The 19,222-nt window shown below is 43.8% G+C and carries 20 protein-coding genes and 1 riboswitch; of the genes, 19 read left to right on the top strand and 1 reads right to left on the bottom strand.

Annotated features, from left to right (window positions below; all coding sequences use genetic code 11):
- Positions 1-31 precede the first annotated feature (31 nt).
- The 8 genes from KS242_RS09670 to KS242_RS09635 all read left to right on the top strand — a co-directional run bounded on the left by KS242_RS09670 (position 32) and on the right by KS242_RS09635 (position 7,779).
- A complete protein-coding gene (locus tag KS242_RS09670) occupies positions 32-766 on the top strand; it encodes a pseudouridine synthase (protein ID WP_217321175.1) in 735 nt (244 codons plus the stop codon).
- A gap of 59 nt (positions 767-825) precedes the next feature.
- A complete protein-coding gene (gene resA / locus KS242_RS09665) occupies positions 826-1,362 on the top strand; it encodes a thiol-disulfide oxidoreductase ResA (RefSeq protein WP_217321174.1) in 537 nt (178 codons plus the stop codon).
- A complete protein-coding gene (locus KS242_RS09660; RefSeq protein ID WP_217321173.1) occupies positions 1,359-2,924 on the top strand; it encodes a cytochrome c biogenesis protein ResB in 1,566 nt (521 codons plus the stop codon). The genes resA and KS242_RS09660 overlap by 4 nt, the downstream gene beginning before the upstream one ends.
- Complete coding sequence (gene ccsB / locus KS242_RS09655; protein WP_371747529.1) at positions 2,924-4,081, top strand: c-type cytochrome biogenesis protein CcsB; 1,158 nt, start codon at positions 2,924-2,926, stop codon at positions 4,079-4,081. The genes KS242_RS09660 and ccsB overlap by 1 nt, the downstream gene beginning before the upstream one ends.
- Positions 4,082-4,107: 26 nt before the next feature.
- The gene (locus tag KS242_RS09650; RefSeq protein WP_217321172.1) at positions 4,108-4,824 is read left to right on the top strand and encodes a response regulator transcription factor; all 717 of its coding nucleotides are present in this window, start codon (positions 4,108-4,110) and stop codon (positions 4,822-4,824) included.
- Positions 4,824-6,587, top strand: a complete 1,764-nt coding sequence (locus tag KS242_RS09645; RefSeq protein ID WP_217321171.1) for an ATP-binding protein — start codon at positions 4,824-4,826, stop codon at positions 6,585-6,587. Before KS242_RS09650 ends, KS242_RS09645 begins: the two co-directional genes overlap by 1 nt.
- 15 nt (positions 6,588-6,602) lie before the next feature.
- Positions 6,603-6,782: riboswitch (cobalamin riboswitch) on the top strand.
- Positions 6,783-6,853: 71 nt separating this feature from the next.
- Positions 6,854-7,249 carry a DUF4430 domain-containing protein gene (locus tag KS242_RS09640; protein WP_217321170.1) on the top strand — a complete coding sequence of 132 codons (396 nt, stop codon included), beginning with the start codon at positions 6,854-6,856 and terminating at the stop codon, positions 7,247-7,249.
- A complete protein-coding gene (locus KS242_RS09635) occupies positions 7,249-7,779 on the top strand; it encodes an ECF transporter S component (protein WP_217321169.1) in 531 nt (176 codons plus the stop codon). The genes KS242_RS09640 and KS242_RS09635 overlap by 1 nt, the downstream gene beginning before the upstream one ends.
- A gap of 14 nt (positions 7,780-7,793) precedes the next feature.
- On the opposite strand, the gene KS242_RS09630 is transcribed toward KS242_RS09635, so the two are convergent.
- On the bottom strand, positions 7,794-8,042 hold the full coding sequence (locus KS242_RS09630; protein WP_217321168.1) for a ferredoxin: 249 nt from the start codon (positions 8,040-8,042) through the stop codon (positions 7,794-7,796).
- A gap of 100 nt (positions 8,043-8,142) precedes the next feature.
- Here KS242_RS09630 and KS242_RS09625 point away from each other — a divergent pair, with 100 nt between their 5' ends.
- The 11 genes from KS242_RS09625 to KS242_RS09575 all read left to right on the top strand — a co-directional run bounded on the left by KS242_RS09625 (position 8,143) and on the right by KS242_RS09575 (position 19,143).
- A complete protein-coding gene (locus KS242_RS09625) occupies positions 8,143-9,141 on the top strand; it encodes a YpbB family protein (RefSeq protein ID WP_217321167.1) in 999 nt (332 codons plus the stop codon).
- Positions 9,138-10,658, top strand: a complete 1,521-nt coding sequence (locus KS242_RS09620; protein ID WP_217321166.1) for a RecQ family ATP-dependent DNA helicase — start codon at positions 9,138-9,140, stop codon at positions 10,656-10,658. The genes KS242_RS09625 and KS242_RS09620 overlap by 4 nt, the downstream gene beginning before the upstream one ends.
- Before the next feature lie 29 nt (positions 10,659-10,687).
- Positions 10,688-11,005: a hypothetical protein gene (locus tag KS242_RS09615; protein ID WP_217321165.1), complete on the top strand. Its 318-nt coding sequence runs from the start codon at positions 10,688-10,690 to the stop codon at positions 11,003-11,005.
- 192 nt (positions 11,006-11,197) lie between these two features.
- Positions 11,198-11,779 (top strand): genetic competence negative regulator, encoded by a 582-nt coding sequence (locus tag KS242_RS09610; protein ID WP_217321164.1) that lies wholly within the window; start codon positions 11,198-11,200, stop codon positions 11,777-11,779.
- 211 nt (positions 11,780-11,990) lie between these two features.
- Positions 11,991-13,262 (top strand): Glu/Leu/Phe/Val family dehydrogenase, encoded by a 1,272-nt coding sequence (locus KS242_RS09605; RefSeq protein ID WP_217321163.1) that lies wholly within the window; start codon positions 11,991-11,993, stop codon positions 13,260-13,262.
- An 87-nt stretch (positions 13,263-13,349) separates the two neighbouring features.
- Positions 13,350-14,327, top strand: a complete 978-nt coding sequence (locus KS242_RS09600; protein ID WP_217321162.1) for a YpdA family putative bacillithiol disulfide reductase — start codon at positions 13,350-13,352, stop codon at positions 14,325-14,327.
- Between the two features lie 17 nt (positions 14,328-14,344).
- Positions 14,345-15,304 (top strand): asparaginase, encoded by a 960-nt coding sequence (locus KS242_RS09595; protein ID WP_217321161.1) that lies wholly within the window; start codon positions 14,345-14,347, stop codon positions 15,302-15,304.
- A gap of 100 nt (positions 15,305-15,404) precedes the next feature.
- Positions 15,405-16,076, top strand: coding sequence for a glutamic-type intramembrane protease PrsW (prsW, locus tag KS242_RS09590; protein WP_217321160.1), 672 nt, complete (start codon positions 15,405-15,407; stop codon positions 16,074-16,076).
- Between the two features lie 162 nt (positions 16,077-16,238).
- Complete coding sequence (gene sleB / locus KS242_RS09585) at positions 16,239-17,018, top strand: spore cortex-lytic enzyme (protein ID WP_254391871.1); 780 nt, start codon at positions 16,239-16,241, stop codon at positions 17,016-17,018.
- Positions 17,019-17,033: 15 nt separating this feature from the next.
- Positions 17,034-18,383, top strand: coding sequence for a germination protein YpeB (ypeB, locus tag KS242_RS09580; protein ID WP_217321158.1), 1,350 nt, complete (start codon positions 17,034-17,036; stop codon positions 18,381-18,383).
- Between the two features lie 85 nt (positions 18,384-18,468).
- Positions 18,469-19,143 carry a flagellar brake protein gene (locus KS242_RS09575; protein WP_217321157.1) on the top strand — a complete coding sequence of 225 codons (675 nt, stop codon included), beginning with the start codon at positions 18,469-18,471 and terminating at the stop codon, positions 19,141-19,143.
- The last annotated feature ends 79 nt before the right edge of the window (positions 19,144-19,222 follow it).

The raw sequence follows: 19,222 nt of genomic DNA, 5'->3' as shown, positions 1-19,222 counted from the left end.
TTGTTCTTTTAAAAAAAGTGAGGATTAATAAATGGATAAACAAGCAGAACGCCTGCAGAAAGTGATTGCCCATAGCGGTGTTACATCAAGAAGAAAAGCCGAGACGATGATCTTGGAAGGCAAAGTAAAAGTAAACGGTAAAGTCGTAAAGGAACTTGGCATTAAAGTTACATCAAACGATTCAGTCGAAGTGAATGGGATACCGCTTGAAAAAGAGAAGTCAGTTTATTATATGCTGTACAAGCCTCGCGGTGTTATCTCCAGTGTGCAAGATGAAAAAGACCGCAGAGTAGTGCTTGATTTAATGCCGGAAGTAACCGAACGAGTATATCCAATCGGGCGGCTTGATTATGATACTTCTGGTTTGCTGCTGCTGACGAATGATGGCGAATTCGCCAATATGCTCATGCATCCAAGTCAGAAGATTGATAAAGTCTATGTAGCGAAGGTAAAAGGAATACCAAGTCCGGAAGAGTTGAAACAGCTAAAGCGCGGCGTCATGATTGATGGACATAAATGTAAAGCAGTTTATACCAAACTAATGAGTGCAGACAGAAAGAAAAATACCAGTCTTGTGCAAATCATTTTGCATGAAGGGCGTAATCGCCAAGTAAGAAAAATGATGGAAAGCATCCAATATCCTGTTCAAAAACTCAAACGGGAACGTTTCGGATTTTTAACACTTGAAGGATTGCAGCCTGGAGCTCACCGCAAGCTGACACCAGAGGAAGTACATCGCATAAAGAAGGAATACAAAGAAAAGTAAAAAAGTTGTCAAATATGCCAGCAGAACAACATGCTATACTTGGCAAGAGGTGAGTACACATGGATTCCTTGAAAAAACGGCGCTTTCTCATTCGATTGTTTGTGCTTGCTGTCCTGGCATGTGTGCTGCTTACAGCTGGCTGGAAGCTGCTGAATGATGAGAAGACGCACAAGCTTGAGGCGGGCGAGAAGGCACCAGACTTTGTACTGGAGAATATCCAGACAGGCGAGGAATTCAAGCTGTCTGACCTGAAAGGGAAAGGTGTACTCGTAAACTTCTGGGCAACCTATTGCGAGCCATGTAAACAGGAAATGCCTGTATTTGAAAAAGCAGCTTCTACATATGAAAAACAAGACATTATTTTTGCAGCAATCAGTGCTGATCAAAGCAGCCTCGTTATCAATCGGTTTCGTGATCGTTATGCTCTCTCGTTTCCGTTATTGAAAGATAACGGAAACCAGGTAATGGATGCATACGGTGTTGATGCGCTGCCGGCTACGTTTTTTATTCGAGCCGATGGAACGATAAGCAGGACAGTTTACGGACCGCTGCAGACAAAAAGGCTTGAGACGTATTTGGATGAGATTGTGCCTTGAGAAAAGAGGCGAGTACGATGCAGCAATGCCCCGTTTGCAAAAAGGAAAAGCGACAGTCTGAGGAGTGCTGCAGTCCATGCGAATTGCAGCAAAAGAACTGGGATATGCGATATGATGGCGCTATCCGCCGATCACAGCAGCATAAGCGAACAGTTATTGATACCATATGGCGATTCTTCTCTTCCGTACGAAACGGTATGTGTATACTGATTGTCACTTTGCTTGCAACGGCGCTGGGAACAATTCTGCCGCAGCGGGCTTATATACCTCCGGGCAGTATACCTAAGGAATTTTATGCATCACAATATGGGTTGTTCGGCCGGTTATACCATTACTTTGGCTTTGATATGCTTTATAGTTCCTGGTGGTATATGACGTTGCTTGGCTTGCTTGGTGCAAGTATTCTAATTGCAAGTATTGATCGTTTTTTCCCGTTATATCATGCGTTGAAAAACCAGCCTATCAAACGTCGTGTATCTTTTCTCAGACATCAAAGTTATATCCGGGAGTTAGACGTCCAAGCCCCTGCGGTTTTGGTGAAGATAATGAAAGACAAGCGATATCGTGTTCGGCAGGATGGGGAAGACATTCTGGCGGAGAAAAATCGGTTTGCCAGATGGGGTCCGTATGTCAACCATATTGGCTTGCTGCTCATTTTAACTGCTGCATTTTTAAGGCTGTTTCCGTTTTTTTATCAAGATTCTTTTTTATGGATACGAGACGGAGAGACAGCTGTTGTACCGAATACCAATCAGTCATTATTTATCAAAAACGAGCGTTTTATTGTGGATACATATAATGCAGATGATCCGAAATTCAGTGAGGCGATCAAACTGGAAGGAAGAACGATTCCGAAGAGCTTTACTACAAATATAAGCATCTTCCAAACGGAGAAACATGTCGCAGGTGAAGTGGCTGACCTTGATTTACTGTCGCAGACCCAAGTTGGTGTCAATCATCCTGTGAAAGCAGCTGGGTATACGATTTACCAGTCTGGTTATCAGTTAAATGAGTTCAGCAGCCTCACATTTCGTGCCGTCAACGAAGCTGGACAAGCTGCAGATATAACAATAGATACACAAAATCCCGATACAGAATATCAGCTTGAAAATGGCCTGCGTGCTGTGCTGGTTGATTATTATCCGGATTACCAGCTGGACGAAGATAACGTGATAACAGTGTCTAAATTCCCGCGAAACCCTGCGTTTGTGCTGGAGATAACCGATGGCCAACATGCGGAAAGCGTATTTGCATCGGTGGATGAGGTTGTCTCTGAAACAGGCTCTAACCGCTACAATCTTTCTGCTGTGGATTACGAGACACATCATGTGACCGGATTATCGGTCAAGCGCGACTGGACGCTGCCGGTATTCTTGCTTGGCGGCATCATCTTTATGATTGGGCTTATACAAGGGCTGTATTGGCAGCACCGGAGATTATGGCTTCATAAACAGCAAGATGGGACGTATCTGCTTGCTGGTCATACCAATAAGCATACTTCCTCCTTCGAAAAAGAAGCAGATAGGATGTTAGATAACTATCGAAAAGGAGGGAGGTCCTAATGGAAAAACTGCATCTTTTAAGCGGCTATTTGCTGGAAGCAGCTTTTATTAGCTATTTAGCTGGTGTTATTCTTTTCGCATGGGCCGCTGCGAGACGTAAGCAACGCATGCTATGGAAGCTTGCCTGGGGAATAACGGCGCTTGGCTGGCTCGCCCAACTCGGCTTTTTTATTTTGCGGTGGATGTACAGCGGACATGCGCCTGTAAGCAATTTGTTTGAATTTATGACCTTTTTTGGCATGATGATGGTTTTAGTTCTGCTTATTGTTTATCGGTTTTATCCTTACCCGCTGTTCGCTTTATTTGCACTCATTATTGCAATGTTGATTATTGGATGTGCTGCCATGTTTCCGCAAGAGGTAGCGCCGCTCGTTCCGTCTCTGCAAAGTCATTGGCTGTACATCCATGTCACAACCGCGGCGCTTGGGGAAGCAGTGCTATCAATCAGCTTTTTTGCTGGTTTTCTTTATATCCTGCATGAAACAGATCAAACAAAACAGCATAAAAGCGTATGGGCAATTGAAGGGTTGTTTCTTGTTCTTCTTTCCGTTATCGGTTATATGGTGCTGGCGTTTTTATTCCGGATAAGTGGTTATACAGCTGCGGTAATGACAGCTAGCGAAACTGTCATGTATCAGCTGCCACCGCTAATTGTTCCACATGATACTGTCACATCGGTGTTACCGGTGCAAATCAGCGCAGCAGCGTGGATGCGCGGAGAAAATGCAGCGCAGCAGCTGAATACAATTATCATCTCTGTCATTGCTGGTATTTTTCTTTATAGCATTATTTCTGCAATCTTTAGAAAAAGGATCGGGGCAGTTCTCCAGCCAATCGTACAGAAACTGCCAAAAGAAGCACTGGATGACATCGGATACCGGGCGGTCGCTATCGGATTTCCGATTTTCACACTTGGCGCACTCATCTTTGCAATGATATGGGCGCAGCAGGCATGGGATCGTTTCTGGGGGTGGGATCCAAAAGAAGTATGGGCATTGGTTACTTGGCTGTTTTATGCCGCTTTCCTGCATATACGAATGCTGAAAGACTGGCAGGGAATTCGATCTGCTTGGCTGCTTGTAATCGGATTTTGTATTATTATGTTCAATTTACTGGCCGTAAATTTGCTTATCGTAGGCCTGCATGCTTATGCTTAACATAACAAGAGAAAAGGGGAAGGATCATGGAATCAGAAGCACATATTCTAGTAGTAGACGACGAAGAAAGAATCCGCAGACTGGTACGTATGTACTTGGAGAAAGAAGGCTATACGCTTGATGAAGCAGCGGATGGAGAGCAAGGCCTCCAGATGGCGACGGAAACCGATTATGATGTTATCCTGCTCGATGTTATGATGCCTGGCAAAGATGGCATTGAAGTTTGTCAGGAGATTCGTAAAGAAAAAGGCACACCGATTATTATGCTGACAGCAAAAGGCGAAGAAGCAGACCGTGTAGAAGGTTTTGAAGTTGGTGCCGATGATTATATCGTAAAACCATTCAGTCCGCGGGAAGTTGTGCTGCGAGTTAAAGCATTGCTGCGAAGGTCTTCGACAACAAAATACTTGCATACCGATGCGACAGCGAAGGATTTGCTTGTTTTTGCCCATTTGACTATCGATAAGGATGCGCACCGCGTAACAGCGGATAACCAAGAAGTGACGTTGACACCAAAAGAATACGAGCTGCTGCATTTCTTGGCATCTACACCTGACAAAGTTTATGGGCGGGAAGATTTATTGAAACAAGTTTGGAAGTATGAATTCTTCGGAGACTTGCGAACTGTTGACACACATGTGAAAAGACTCCGAGAGAAGCTGAGTAAAGTATCAGAAGACGCAGCTAGTATGATTGTGACTGTATGGGGTGTCGGATACAAATTCGAAGCGGATAAAAGCTAATGCTCTGGGGAAGTGTTGTCAACAAGCTTTGGCTGACCATTCTTCTGCTCGTCTCGGTTGTTCTTGGCTTGCTGACCTTTTTGCTGCTTGAGTTTTTTGGTAATTTTCATATTGAAGAAGCAGAAGAAAGACTTATGCAGACTGCAGCGAAAGTATCTATTTTACTTGAGGAGATAGATAACCAGGGAACGGTCTTTGATACGGCCAATCGCGTACAGGATCCCAACTCCCGGATTGCAATCTTACAAGGAGATACATTCTGGCTGTCAGATCCTGCTAAACAGTCGGACGCTCTGCCCAGCGTGAACAAAGATTGGTTTTTAGAAGATGCTGAACTAAGCAAGGCAGTTACGGACAGAAAAGAAGTGTCAAAACAGCTTGTTCTTCCTGATACAGATGTAAGTGTCCTTGCTGTAGGCACGCCGCTTGAAGATGGCGATGGTGCTGTTTATGTATACCAATCGTTATCTGTCGTAAAGGAAACGGGCAATCAGACGACGCAAATCATTTTGCTTGGTGCTGGAATCGCGTTTGTTTTAACAACTGTGTTTGCTTTTTTCTTATCTTCCAGAATTACAAAACCGCTTATTAAGATGCAGGACGCAGCAATTAACGTTGCTCGCGGTCAGTTCGGGACAACCGTACCAGTTGTCACACATGATGAAATTGGGATGCTGGCTACTGCTTTTAACAAGATGGGAAGACAATTGGAATTTAATATCAATGCACTCAGTCAGGAAAAAGAGCATCTAAGCAGAGTGGTGAATGCCATGGTTGATGGCGTTGTGATGATCAATCGTCAAGGTGAACTCACGGTAACAAATCCCCCTGCAGAAGCTTTCATTCATGACTGGCAGTTTGAAAATGGAGAAACCTTCCACGAAGTGCCAGGTGTTTGGCTCGAGATCATGGAAAGTGTGGTTACGACTGCATCGGAAGTGACGCGGGAATTAACGATACAAGGAAGAGAATGGGTTATTATCGCCACCCCGCTTTATGACGAAGCTGCGATACGCGGTGCGGTAGCAGTTGTACGTGATATGACCCAAGAACGTCGCTTAAATAAACTTCGAGAAGATTTTATAACGAACGTTACGCATGAACTTCGTACGCCAATTTCCTTGCTCCAAGGGTACAGTGAAGCAATCATAGATGATATCGCTGATACGGTTGAAGCAAAAAATGAACTTGCTCAAATTATCCATGATGAATCCCTGCGGATTGGCCGTCTTGTTAACCAGCTGCTCGATTTGGCCAGAATGGAAGCAGGAGACACACACCTGGTCACTGAGGATGTTGACATTAACCCATTCTTAGAACGGATTGTTCGTAAGTTTCAAGGGTTGGCTGATGATAGACAAATTAAGCTTGGCTTAGTGAATGCGGTAGATAAACAGACATATCAATTTGCGCCTGATTCTTTAGAGCAAGTGCTGACCAATTTAATTGATAATGCGATTACGCACACAGAAAATGCTGGTTCGGTTCAAGTGACAGTTTCCGATGATAGTGAACAGCTTGTTATAACGGTGAAGGATTCCGGAACCGGAATTCCAGAAGAAGATCTGCCGTTCGTTTTCGAACGTTTTTATAAAGCTGACAAATCCAGAACACGAAAAACAGGCAAAACAGGAAATGGCCTGGGACTTGCTATCGCGAAAAATATCGTGCAGGCGCACAGCGGAACGATTAAAGTGACTAGCAGACTTCATGAAGGTACAACCTTTATTATTCGCCTGCCGCAGCATACAAAAAAGATATAATATGATAAAATAAGCTCGATTCAAAGCATGTACGGTGTCGAAAAGACTTGATAGGGAATACGGTGAAAATCCGTGACTGTCCTCGCAGCTGTGATTACCAGCGAAAAGAACATAACCACTGTCCGATGGATGGGAAGGGTTCTTAGTAGAAGAAGGTATCAGTCAGCAGACCTGCCTGTATGCTTCTGTTTCACCGCTTCGGGGACTGAGCGGCTGAAGCGACAGCTTCTGATGCTCTTTCCTTTACTAAAAGGGAGGATTTTTTTATGAAGAAAGTACTACATATGCTGAGTGCACTGCTTTTGGCAGCAGGTATACTCGCAGGCTGCGGGACAACAGAAGAGTCGCAGCAGAATAATCAGCAGGCTGAGCAGCAAAACGAACTGCAAGCCACCATCACCTTAACCGAAGATGGACAAGAGATTAGCTCGGAGGAAGTAACTTTTGAAGAAGGCGCTAATCTGATGGATGTCATGAAAGAGAATTTCGAATTAGAAGAAGAAGGCGGTATGATTACGTCTATTGAAGGCCACAGTCAAGATGAAGCTGCGAATAAATGGTGGCTCTTCACTGTTAACGGTGAAATGGCTCCTGTTGGTGCGGCAGACACAGAACTTTTAGATGAAGATGAAGTAGCCTTCAATCTGCAAAAAGCTTCTTAATGTTTGCAACTCGTAAGCTGACACTGTTGGCCATGCTGACAGCACTTGCTGCGACAGGCAGGATATATGCGAATGTATTGTTCCCGTTTCTGCCTAATATGCAGCCGATGACGAGTGTCGTCATTATTTGTTCCCTTTTGTTAGGTCCGGCTGCGGGTGTAATTATTGCCGTGTTGTCTACCTTATTATCCAACATGATATTGGGAATGGGATTATGGACATTATGGCAAATGATTGCTTGGGGACTCATTGGGCTTTTATTCGGTTTAATCGGGTTGCTATGGAGAAATCCGCATCTGCTTGTTATGACAGCAGCAAGCGTACTGACGGGCTATATGTATGGACTGCTCATATCACTGCCGAACTTGTTTATTATGGAGCATTTTCTTGCTTATTATGTGGCAGGGTTAAGCTTTGACACGATGCACGCCATTGGTAATGGCATTTTCTTTTTTATTTTGTATCCTGTCCTGCGCAAGTTATTCGACAAGTGGATACCTGACCATAGGAAAAGAACCACTTCCTCTTAACAAGGAAGTGGTTCTTATATATGTGTTAATGCTTCTTTTCCGATAACTAAATCACTCAGCTTAATAGATTCTGTAGGACAAGAGTCATGCGCATCTGCTACATCTTCCTGCAAATCCTCCGGCACAGCAAAAGTACCAGTATTGCGATCAAGCAGGACAAATGCCAGTCCTTCATCATCGTAATCGTACACATCGGGCGCAACAGCTCCGCATGTTCCGCAGGCAATACACGTATCCTGGTCCACATATGTATACATTACCATCGGAGATTTCCCCCTTCCGCTTCCAACAAAGCTATCACATGCTTTATACTAAGTGTAGCGCGTAAGGAATCGGAATACAAGTTTAGAAAGGTTGATCCTCATGCTCCTGGCTTCCATCATACTTCAAGCAGTCCAGCCTATCCGCAACGAACGGAGTACAGCCTCCATTTACCATCTCCTCCAAGGCAAACGCTCAGCCCAAACACTTCAAGATGCCCACATGTATGGTCTGACAAATTTGTTTGGTATTTATCCGAAGCTGTCTCGGGAATTGTTTGACCAATTGGCAGAGGACTTACTGGAGAATAAAATAGAGATGACGAAAACACCAATTCCATATTTTGACGGAATGGCGTATCAATCGCAAACCGACATCTTTTTGTATCGGCTGCTTTTGCTTCTCCAAATGCTGTCTAATTCAGCAAACGGAGAAAAGCGTTATATTCCTGTAACCGACCAAGCGCAAGTGCAATATTGGGTCAAGCAGTTATATCGACAGAATCAGCCCGAGCTAACGAATTGGCGAAGCAGCTTATATGAAGAGCTGTACGGCTTGCTTGAAAAATTGCCAGAAATGCAGGCAGGGTTATTCGTCGACCGAATAAGCGGCTATCAGCATATCGGCTTAACAGCAGCGCAGCTAGCAGCGAAATATAAGTTACATGAAATAGATGTGCCGCTATATCAAACATCTACGGTTCATTACTTCCTAAATCAAGTGAGAGCAAACAAATCGCTGTTTCCGTATCTTGGAACGCTGATTGAACAGCCAAAACAACAATCCAACACGATTACATCTACTGCACATAAAACGAGGATGATGCTCGAACGCGGTTTAACACTGGATCAAATAGCAGCTGCCAGAAAATTAACGGAAAACACGATTAAAGATCATATTGTAGAGTTAACCTGGCTGGAAGGCAGAAGGCTGGCGAGCAGATTCATTAGCGAGAAAGATGCAGCTGTTATTATGGATTGTGCAGAAAAGACTGGCACAAATAAACTGAAACAGATTCATGCTGCACTCAACGGAAAGTATGACTATTTCCAAATCAGAATGGCACTTGCGCTGCGGAATAAACAGGAGGTGCAGACGTGAAGACAGACTTGCAGCAAGCACTAAAGAAATATTATGGTTATGATCAATTCCGGACTGGCCAATTGGAGATACTAGAAAGTGTGATGCAGAATCGCCATACACTTGGCGTATTACCAACTGGCACCGGCAAATCTGTTTGCTATCAGCTGCCAGCTTTCATGCGGAACGGACAAGTCATTGTCGTCTCGCCTTTACTTTCTCTGATGGAAGATCAAGTGAAACAGCTGCGAGCAAAAGGATTCAAGCGAGTCGCAGCATTGAACAGCTTTCTTAACTATGAAGATAAGCAGCAAGTGACGCGCAATCTAGCTTCTTATGACCTTCTTTATGTATCACCAGAAATGCTTCAAAATGATTACCTGATCAGCCGCTTGATGCAGCTGGAGATTCAATTGTTTGTCGTCGATGAAGCACACTGTATTTCCCAGTGGGGAAAAGAATTCCGCACCGATTATTTACGCTTGGCAGAGGTGATTCGAACACTTGGAAACCCGCCTGTTCTGGCGTTGACTGGAACAGCTACGCCAGAAGTACAGACCGATATTCAGCACCTTTTGGGAGATTTGGAGATGGAGAAACATATTTACCCAATGGATAGACAGAATATCGCTTATTTTGTTCAAGAAGTACAAGATCAGCAAGAGAAGAATGAAACGATGCTCGCTTTGCTTAGGAAAATGCAGGCTCCGACAATCATCTATTTTTCCAGCCGTAACATGGCGGAAAGTGTTGCGGCGCTGATCCGAATAAATATGCCGGATATGGCATGCGCCTATTACCATGGCGGAATGGAGAATGAAGACCGAATTCTCATTCAGCAGCAGTTCCTTGCTGGTCAGCTTCAGATCATCTGCTGTACAAGTGCTTTTGGAATGGGTGTAGACAAAGAAGATGTGCGTTTGATCATTCATTATCATCTGCCAAATGACAAGGAATCTTTCATTCAAGAAGTAGGCAGAGCTGGCCGAGATGGCGAGGAAAGTGTTAGTGTTGTCCTGTACAGCCCTGGAGATTGGCAAATTCCTGTACATCTTATTGAACAAGATTTGCCTGAACAGTCTTCCATCCAGCAGCTGATGCGAAATCTGTACCAGCGGGTAAAAGCAGGGATGACCGATTTGCCTGCTTACGAGTTAATTGTGCAGCATAACCCGATTGGCGAAACGCAATGGCGATTTTTACTATATCAGATGGAAAAACATGATATAGTAAAGGGAAATCAACTGCAGTATAACGCACAAATCTGGAAGGATTTTCTCGAGCAAATAGAGAAACTTGTTGGTGACCGAAAAAAATATAAATTGGTGCAGCTGCAGCGTATGAAAGAATGGATTTACACAGATACATGCAGACGCCAAATATTATTTGCTCACTTCCAGCGCACTGTACGTCCAGCAAGCGGACGCTGCTGCGATAATTGCGGAGATACCCTTCATGACTGGGAAACACTACCTGTGAACGTGCAGCAAGTTACAGCAGGCTGGCGGGAGCAGCTCCGTTTCCTTTTACAGCAATGAAAACGGATAATGGAAGGAAGGACACTTCAATGGCAAAGACAGAAGAGAAGGACCTCGATCTCGAAGAATTAGTGGCGTCCGTGACCCAGTCAGCGGATGAGGAACAAACAGCTGAACAAGATGAAGTATCTGCTTTGCAAGAGGAAGCACAGTCAGAAGGCCGGCGTATTGATGTGTTAAATCTGCCGCCGCGCCGGACAGTCCATGATGGAGCTCGGACAGGCTTTCGTTTGCGCTGGAATGGCACTCTTGTGAGGTTTATCCTCTTGACAATCATCGTGTTGGCCGGAATCTCGTATATTATGCTGTATACGGATGTCCCGTCGCTGTTTCCAGACTTGTTTTAGTCCGTTTTCAGTTTGTACAACAAGGGTATTTTTAGCACAAAGATTAATATACTAACTATACGTACAAAGCTAACTTATTGAATAGGAAAATCAACTAAAAATTGGACGCATCTCTAGGGATGTGCCGCGTACAAAACATAAGGCGAATCATATGCTATCTATATCTAGAATGGCATCCAAGGGGGAAAAGTGATGAAGTTAGAGCGCGTATCATTAAATCAATTCAAGATCTTTCTTACTTTCGACGATTTAATCGAGAGAGGCTTGACAAAAGAAGATCTCTGGCATGATCTTCCTGGCGTTCATCAGCTTTTTCACGATATGATGTTTGAGGCAAGTGATGAATTGGGCTTTGAATTGGAAGGCACACTTCTTGTTCAAGTTCATATTCTGCAAGCACAAGGGATGCAAATTATTGTTACCCAGTATCCCCAGACAGAAGACTTTGAAGAAGAAGAGGATTATATCGAAATGAAAGTGACATTGGACGAGAGCAGAGAGCTTATCTTTTCCTTCACTGATTTTGAAGATATTATCAGCGTTTCCCATCAATTACAGCAGGTGGGTATTGAAGACGCTGCCGTCTATTTTATGAATGATTTATATTATATGGAGATTCAGACGCTGCTGCATGCGGAACAGCGGGAAAATTTAATTGCAGTAATGTCCGAGTTTGCCAACCCTAGCATCGTAACGTCGGTGCGGCTCAATGAATATGGCAAGAAAATTTTTGAAGAAGATGCAGTACGGCAGATTTGCTCGTACTTCGCTTAAGCTATAGAAGGTACCGGTCTATGAGGTGCCCCTTAAAGTTAGCGTGACGCTGGCTTTGGGGTGCAGCTTCCTATTACCGGTATCTTTTTAATTTTATCTAATTCTATTTGTTCTCATTATCCATCTGTCTGCTTTTTTGATAGAATGGATAGGGAATAGAAAGATGAAATTTTTTAATAAAGATGGGGAAACTTTTAGGAGGTAAAGAACAGTGGCCGACAAAGCTGCGGAATCCACCAACAACAAGCATAAGGAAGTATTACAATCGACACAAAGAGTCGTACAATCGGCTTTGCAGAAACTCGGGTATCCTGATGAAGTCTTTGAATTATTGAAAGAACCGATTCGAATGATGACAGTCCGTATTCCAGTTAGAATGGACGATGGAAGTACCAAGATATTCACTGGATATCGGTCGCAGCATAATGACGCTGTTGGGCCGACCAAGGGAGGCGTACGATTTCATCCAGAAGTAAGCGAGAGTGAAGTAAAGGCGTTATCTATTTGGATGAGTCTGAAAGCAGGAATCGTTGATCTGCCATATGGCGGCGGTAAAGGCGGAATTATTTGTGACCCTCGGGAAATGAGTTTCCGAGAGCTTGAAGGAGTAAGCCGGGGATACGTACGGGCAATCAGTCAGATTGTTGGACCGACAAAAGATATACCCGCACCTGATGTGATGACCAATTCCCAGATTATGGCCTGGATGATGGATGAATACAGCCGAATGGATGAATTTAACAATCCAGGTTTTATTACCGGAAAACCAATTGTGCTTGGTGGATCGCATGGCAGGGAGACTGCCACTGCCCAGGGCGTGACAATTTGTCTGCGTGAAGCGGCGAAGCAAAAAGGTATTACCTTGGAAGGAGCTCGCGTAGTCATCCAAGGATTTGGTAATGCAGGCAGCTACTTGGCGAAATTCATGCACGAAGCTGGTGCGAAAGTAATCGGTATTTCAGATGCTTACGGGGCGCTGCATGACCCGGAAGGCTTGGATATCGACTATTTACTTGATCGCAGAGACAGTTTCGGCACAGTAACCAACTTATTTAAAAGTACAATCTCCAATAAAGAACTCTTGGAGCTTGATTGCGATATATTAGTACCTGCAGCCGTAGAAAATCAAATTACCGAGGATAATGCACACCAAATTAAAGCAGAGATTGTCATAGAAGCGGCGAATGGTCCAACAACATTTGAGGCGACTAAAATACTGACAGAGCGTGGTATTTTGCTAGTGCCCGATGTGCTGGCTTCTGCTGGCGGTGTGACTGTGTCCTACTTTGAATGGGTGCAAAACAACCAAGGTTATTATTGGACGGAGCAGGAAGTGGAAGAAAGATTAGAGAAAGTGATGCTAAAAGGGTTCCATAATGTCTACCAGACTTCACAAACGAGACGAGTTGATATGCGCTTAGCAGCTTATATGGTCGGTGTAAGAAAAATGGCCGAAGCATCCAGGTTCAGAGGCTGGATCTAATCGAAACAAAAACAGTGCTCTTATTCTGCAGCTGTCAGGGTAAGAGCTTTCTCTTTTTTTAAAGAGAGGCAGAAAGGAGACAAGAACATGCAAAAAGAAAAAGTTATCATTATTGGAGCAGGACCATGCGGACTTTCCGCAGCAATTGAACTGCAGCAAGCTGGTATTGAACCGCTGCTTATCGAAAAAGGCAATGTTGTCAATTCTATCTATCAATACCCGACACATCAAACGTTCTTCAGTTCAAGTGAGCGCTTGGAAGTAGGCGGTATGCCGTTTGTAACAGAAATGAAAAAGCCAGTACGAAATCAAGCGCTAGCTTATTACCGGACAGTAGCACAGCGTCGAGATTTGCGGATACATACATTCGAGCGCGTCATGCAAGTAACGGGTGAGGAAGGAAATTTCACAGTCTCTGCGAAAACGATTAAAGACGAAGAGAATACGTACCAAGCTGATTTTGTCATTGTTGCAACAGGCTATTATGATCAGCCGTATTTAATGCAGGTGCCTGGCGAGGAACTGCCGCATGTGTTTCATTACTTCAAGGAAGCACATCCTTACTTCGGTAAAAATGTAACAGTTATCGGCGGGAAAAACTCTGCTGTGGATGCGGTGCTAGAACTGCATAAAGCTGGTGCCAATATTACGGCTCTTTACCGTGGCAGCACGTATTCTAAAAGCGTCAAACCATGGATATTGCCTGAATACGAATCGTTAGCCCGAAACGGATACATTGATCACAGATTCCAAGCACATATTAAAGAGATCACCGAAACGCAGGTTATCTTTGAAGAGAATGGCGAAACGCATACTGTGGATGCGGATTTCGTATTCGCGATGACCGGCTATCGTCCGGATTTACACTTGCTGCAAGCAATGGGCATCAGCATTCATCCCGAGACGGGTAAACCAGATTATAATTTGGAAACAATGGAATCGAATGTACCAGGTATTTACATTGCTGGCGTTATTGCTGCTGGAAACAATAATAATGAAGTCTTCATTGAAAACGGCCGTTTTCACGGCGGGAAAATTGCCGCATCCATTGCATCACGCAGCTGAAGGGAAGGAATTGTCCAATGAAAGGTAAAGTTGTCTTAGTAACGACAGGTGGTACGATTGCCAGCGTACCGAATGAGGAAAGCGGAAAACTCGCATCTGGTGAAATGTCAGGAGAGGACTTACGCAGCCAAATTGCATTGCCAGATCATATTGAAGTATCTGTTGTCAATGCGCTTCAAAAACCGAGTATGCACATCACATTTGAAGATTTGGTTTACTTAAAAGAATTGATTGAACAGCAAATGGAGGATCCGGAAGTACGCGGTGTAGTGGTGACGCATGGTACGGATTCGCTAGAAGAAACAGCCTTTTTCCTTGATTTAACGATACAGGATGCTCGCCCTGTCGTTGTGACAGGCTCACAGCGTGCTATTCACGAATTAGGTTCTGATGTTTACATCAACTTGCGTCATGCTGTATTGACGGCTTATGACAAGCAGCTGCACGATTGCGGCACAGTGGTTGTTTTTAACGAGCGCATCTTCCCTGCTAAGTATGTTAAGAAAGAGCATGCTTCAAATATTCAGGGCTTTAACGCATTTGGATTTGGCTATTTAGGTATTATTGATAACGATAAAGTATATTTATATCAAAAACCTGTTAAACGAAATACATATGCTCTGCAGAAGCCGCTCCCGCAAGTAGAGATCATTAAATGTTATTTACAGGCCGACGGTAAATTTATAAAAGCTGCTCGTGAAGCTGGTGTGCAAGGAATTGTCTTAGAAGGGGTAGGCCGCGGTCAAGTGGCTCCTAAGATGAAAGAAGAAATTCTTCGGAGCTTGGAAGCTGGGATTACTGTGATGCTCACAACAGCTTCTGAGGAAGGGAATGTCTACACGACGTACGATTATGAAGGCAGCGCTTATGATTTATATAAGTCAGGTGTTTTGCTCGGTAAAGATTCAGACAGCAAAAAGGCCCGCATGGAGCTTGCTGTTGCATTGGCTTCGGAACAGAAAGATAGATTAATCTAGACCGGAGGACCCATTTCCTTTTTCTTTCCAGTAGCATATTCCCAAAAAATCAAGAGCATGGTACGATAAAGACAGATTGTTAGTTGGAAGAGGTGCTACCATGCTTACGATTCTTTCCGCTGCGATTGCCCCAGCACTCGCTCTCCTTACTTTCTTTTATTTGAAGGATCGTTTGGAGCCAGAGCCGCTGAGCATGGTACTGCGGACGTTTCTTTACGGGGCTTTGCTTGTATTTCCGATTATGTTTATTCAGTATGCATTGAAAGCTGAAGGGATTGGAACGCACCCCATTGTTTATTCGTTTTTTACGATAGGATTTTTGGAAGAATTTTTTAAATGGTTCATATTTCTATATACAGCGTTCCGACACACGGAGATGGATTCGGTTTATGATGGTATTATTTATGGCGTCAGCATTAGTTTAGGCTTCGCGACGGTGGAAAATGTATTGTATTTATTTGCTCATGGTGTTGACTATGCCTTCACAAGAGCACTATTTCCTGTGTCTTCTCATGCACTTTTCGGCGTGCTCATGGGCTATTATCTTGGCAGAGCCAAATTCGGGAGCAAACACCCTCGGCTGCGAATATTAGCTGCAATGCTAATTCCTTTCCTGCTGCATGGATTTTATGACTACATCTTGGTAGTGGTGCAGTTCCATTGGATTTATATACAAGTACCGTTCATGATCATTTTATGGACGATTGGTTTGCGAAAAGTAAGAGCAGCAACGAAACATCCAATTGAAAACATACAAACGACCAAAATATAGAGTCAGGCAGACAAAACTGCCTGACTCTTTTTTTGCTAACTGGATTGCATATTTTCACTAAGCTGGAAGAAAGCTATCGGTAGTCAGATAAGTTTAGGTTGGAGGAAATGAACAATGAGACAAAGACAAATTCGGCTTTGTAAATGGATCTGTGCCGGTTTCATGTTGTTTAGTGTTGTTGCTGTATCACCGCTCGAGTCAAACGCATTTTCAGACCAGGTAATACAGCACGGCGCCACCGGTGATGATGTTGTGGAACTGCAGGCAAGGCTGCAGTATGCAGGCTTTTATAATGGCAAAATAGACGGTGTTTTCGGCTGGGGTACATATTGGGCACTGCGAAACTTCCAATATGAATTCGGAATGGAGATTGATGGTGTTGCAGGGCAGCAGGCGAAAGATAAATTAACTGCTAATACGAACTATGATAAAGCCTTTGTGATGCGGCAAATTCAAGAAGGCAATACCTTTACTTATTACGGTGGTACGCCGCAGGAACAGCAAGTGAAAAAACGCGGCAACGGCGAAAGCGGAGGAGGCGGCAAACAAGCGCCAAGCACTTCGGCGGTCAATGTACCAAATGGCTACTCCCAAAACGATATTAAATTAATCGCCAACGCCGTTAACGGAGAAGCGCGTGGTGAACCTTATGTAGGAAAAGTGGCGGTAGCTGCCGTTATTTTAAACAGAGTAGAAGACCCTTCATTCCCGAATACGATATCTGGGGTTATTTTTGAGCCGAGAGCTTTCACCGCAGTTGCTGACGGGCAAATATGGCTGACTCCGGATGAATCGGCGAAACAAGCAGTATTAGATGCAATAAATGGCTGGGACCCTTCTGGAGGAGCAATTTATTATTTTAATCCGAATACAGCCACCTCACCTTGGATTTGGTCGAGACAGCAAATCAAAACAATTGGTGAGCATATTTTCTGTATCTAGAAAGGAGAGCGAATAATGTATAAATGGGTGCTTATCGGTGTACTCGCTCTGGCGCTGACAGGAACAGCAATCTGGGGTATGAATGAACGCAAGGAAAAAAACGATATACAGATGCAAGCGGAAAATAATTACCAGCGATCCTTCCATGAGCTGACGTATCGCATGGATTCACTGCATGACAAAATTGGTGGTACATTGGCAATGAACTCGAGAGATTCACTATCACCGCAGCTGGCAGAAATATGGCGCTTGTCCTCAGAAGCGCACACAGATGTAGGACAGCTGCCGCTTGCATTGCTGCCATTTGAGAAAACAGAGAAGTTCCTGACGAATATTGGAGATTTTACGTACAAAACTGCAGTTCGCGATCTTGATAAAGAACCGCTTTCCGAAGAGGAAATGCAGCGTCTGGAAAAGTTGCATAATCAGGCAGGTCAAATAAAAGATGAACTGCGTAATGTGCAAAATACAGTGTTAGGAAATAGTTTGCATTGGACAGATGTGGAGCTTGCGCTGTCAGATGACGAGCATGATCATTCAGATAATACAATTATTAGCAGTTTTCAATCCGTAGAGGACAAAACAGGCGGATTTTCTGAAGAGAAAAATTTCAACAATGGCGCGTTGCCTTCTTCGAATGAAGAGCACAAATTCGAAGGCGTTACTGGGGAGCGAATCAATCAAAAGCAAGCGAAAAAAATTGCTGCCGATGCCTTTGCTCTCAACACAATTAACGGAATTGAGGGCGGAAAATCTGGCAAGGGCTCGGATGTGCCGCTTTATAGCCTATCTTACCAAAAAGACGGCGAAAGCGGTTATGCCGATATCAGTCAAAAAGGCGGCCATCTTCTGACGCTCATGATGCAGCGGGAGCGAGAAGAACCGAAGCTTGGACTTCACGATGCGCAGCAAAAAGCAGAAGCGTTTCTGAAAAAACAAAAGCTTTCCAACATGGAAATGGTCCAAAGCAGTCAATATGATTCGGTCGGTATCTTTTTCTTCGTCCCTGTTCAGGATAATGTACGTATTTATGCGGATATCGTTCAAGTTAAAGTGGCGTTGGATAACGGGGATATTCTAGGGCTTAATGCCCGAGACTATTTCATGAATCATCATGAACGCCAGCTGGAAAAACCAAAGCTGACAGATAAAGAAGCAGCGGCAAAACTCAATCAAAACGTTACAGTTCAAGAAACGCATCTTGCATTAATTGAGAATGACACACATGAAGAAACACTTGTCTATGAAATAATGGGAACCAGAAACAACGATACGTATAGGATATACGTAAATGCCAATACAGGAAAAGAAGAAGAAATCGAGAAACAGACTACAACGGAAGCTAAATTTTTGCAAACGACGTAAGGGGAAAGGCAATCAGCCTTCCCCTTTTTAAATATTTTTGCAATAATAGGAAGAAAGAACGACACAGGGGGAAGGGGTAATACTCTTGCTGAAGATAGGTAGCACTTTAGTATTAGAAAAAATAGCAGCAACAGATAGCGAAGAAAGGGTTCGGTATCGTGCAAAAATAATTGAATTAAAGAATGGGATAATCTACATCGACTATCCGATTAATGAACAAACCAAGCGGACAGACATTTTTCCGGTTGGCACTGCATTTAAAGCAATATACGTAACAGAAGCAGATAGTGCTTTTACCTTCCAAACAGACTTAATTGGCAGAGAAATACTAACAGTGCCATCGTTAAAATTGCGTATGCCAGATCAGGATGAGATAAAAAAAATCCAGAGGCGGCAGTATGTCCGGATTCAGACGAGTGCAGACGTGGCGATGTATGGCGCACAAACAAATGTCCCGCCTGTCTCTTCTGTAACGGTCGATATAAGCGGCGGCGGTCTTTCGCTGCTGCTGCCTGAAAAACATGCATTTACAGAAGGGATGCAGGTAAAACTTTATATAGCGTACTTTTTGCAAAAGAGCGGGCCAGGTTTTCTTGAGGCAGAAGGCAGTATTGTACGTCTCGTTAAAAATGAAAGAAACAGGAAGCATACTGCGAGTATTGAATTCGTTGAAATTCATGAACGGGACAGGCAGGCAATCATTCGATTTTGCTTTGAACGGCAGCGGGAACAGCGCAAAAAAGGATTACGGATTAGGTAGACTTCAAATAGACCAGGACGGCAACCTATGATATGCTTTATGAGGTTTAATTTATGATTATGTAGAGAAAAAGGATTGA

Origin of the sequence: Terribacillus sp. DMT04 (genome assembly GCF_019056395.1) — a bacterium.
GTDB lineage: Bacteria > Bacillota > Bacilli > Bacillales > Amphibacillaceae > Terribacillus > Terribacillus aidingensis_A.
The sequence above is the reverse complement of the archived record's forward strand: the minus strand, read 5'-3'. Positions and strand labels throughout refer to the sequence as shown.